This window comes from Pseudoflavonifractor sp. 524-17, from assembly GCF_009935845.1.
GTDB lineage: Bacteria > Bacillota > Clostridia > Oscillospirales > Oscillospiraceae > Pseudoflavonifractor_A.
Genome location: NZ_QWEK01000118.1, coordinates 1 through 1,759, shown reverse-complemented (window position 1 = coordinate 1,759; position 1,759 = coordinate 1). Strand labels below are relative to the sequence as shown.

General features: G+C 42.8%; 2 protein-coding genes and 1 pseudogene. 2 read left to right on the top strand and 1 reads right to left on the bottom strand.

What is annotated here, in order from left to right:
- Positions 1-218, bottom strand: a pseudogene (locus D1159_RS18805) (hypothetical protein); the annotation flags it as partial.
- Between the two features lie 175 nt (positions 219-393).
- Between D1159_RS18805 and D1159_RS18800 the strand changes: the two are divergent.
- Both D1159_RS18800 and D1159_RS18795 read left to right on the top strand, forming a co-directional pair.
- Entirely contained in the window at positions 394-723 is a 330-nt protein-coding gene (locus tag D1159_RS18800) for a helix-turn-helix transcriptional regulator (RefSeq protein WP_161847111.1), read from the top strand.
- A 225-nt stretch (positions 724-948) separates the two neighbouring features.
- Positions 949-1,494, top strand: a complete 546-nt coding sequence (locus tag D1159_RS18795) for a recombinase family protein (protein WP_347563738.1) — start codon at positions 949-951, stop codon at positions 1,492-1,494.
- The last annotated feature ends 265 nt before the right edge of the window (positions 1,495-1,759 follow it).

Sequence of the window (1,759 nt, the reverse complement as noted above, 5' to 3'; positions counted from 1 at the left end):
GCCGCTGTATCGCCTATTGATAAACCTTGCGGTTTGCTTGTTGCGTCTGGTGTACTATCTTCCCCACCGCCGCTGGGCGTGTCTGTGCTTGTTGTGTCCCCGTTTCCGGTGCTGGGCGTGTTGGTGTCGTTGGTGTCCCCTGTTCCGCTATCGCCGCCGCAGGCCACCAGAGAGAGGGCCAGAGCCGCCGCAAGGATAAGGGCTAGCAGTTTCTTCATGTGTCTAACCTCCGTCTAATTTTGTTGTTTCGCTGGGTATGTTGGAATTTTAACACTAATACAGAAGTCGGTCAATACTATTTCTGTTGAAATTCTAACTATTTACGAAATATTCGATATTACTTTGTTCCATTATCGCCGCATACATGGGAAAGTAACAATGAGGTGATAAGCTATGGTATTAGACTATCTGAAAGTAGGAACAAGAATAAAGAAAGCAAGGATTGACAAGAAATTAACACAGGCACAGCTAGCAGAACAGTTAGAACTATCTAACAATTATATTAGTGGAATTGAATGTGGTAAAGCTGTACCTAGTCTTGAAACATTTATTATGATTTGTAATGAACTAGATGTAACAGCAGATATGATATTGACTGATACAGTTTATAGAAGTAATGAATATATGAAAGAGAGTATAGCAACAAAGATTGATAAATGCTCAAAAAGGAATATGAGAATTATAGAAAGGTTCATTGATTTGTTACTTGAAGAAAACGAGTAGATACACTATCCGTAAAAGTATACAAATACGAACACTAGAAAATCTAGCAAAAACAAGCTGTTTTAGTGTTCGTAAAAACTGCAAAACAATTTGCAGATATTCGCAAATAGCGCTTGACATTCACGAACACTTTTTCTATACTAATACCATCAACAAAACAAAGGAGCGGCAATAATGGATAGTAAGGTATTCGGATATGCAAGAGTAAGCACAAAGGAATAAAATATTGATAGGCAATACATAGCACTAGCCGAACAGGGAATAGAAGAAAGAAATATCATTGTAGATAAAGAGAGCGGAAAAGACCTAGAAAGAAAAGGCTACCAGCTATTAAAGAGCGGCTTGTTACGGCGTGGCGATACTCTGATTATTAAATCCCTTGACAGGTTGAGCCGCAACAAAGGCGATATTAAGAAGGAACTAGAGTATTTCAAGAGTGAGGGTATCCGGCTAAAGGTGCTAGACCTCCCCACAACAATGATGGATTTACCAGAGGGGCAAGAGTGGGTTTTTGAAATGGTGAACAATATTTTGATTGAGGTATTAGGCACGATAGCCAAACAGGAACGGGCCAGCATTAAACAGCGTCAGGCAGAGGGCATAGCCGCCGCAAAGGTAAAGGGCGTGGAGTTAGGCAGACCGAAAGCCCAAAAGCCGCCGAACTGGGAAGAAGTCATAGGCCAATGGAAAGCGGGAGAGATTACCGCAACAAAGGCTATGGAGTTGACAGGGACAAAGCGAACGACATTCTATAAGCTGCTGGGAGCATAACCAGACTATGAGTGAATACCCTCTACAACGCATTTTAAGCGGCCTACAGCGGCGGCGGCGTTGTGGGGGGTATTCTTCCACAGACGGCAATATAGGCCCTATACGCCGCTTTGATGGGCCACAGACAGCGGTATAGGCCGCTAGTTTGCCGTCTGTAGACAGCGGGCCGAAAATTCTTGACAATATGGCCTAGAGTCTGTTTTAAAACTAAGGGATTGTGTGTAAAGTGCCGAGCTGATAAAATGGAGCGCATGAAAAGACATGA

Coding starts and splice junctions, on each gene's coding strand:
- D1159_RS18800 (WP_161847111.1), top strand. CDS start 394: ATGGTATTAGACTATCTGAAAGTAGGAACAAGAATAAAGAAAGCAAGG.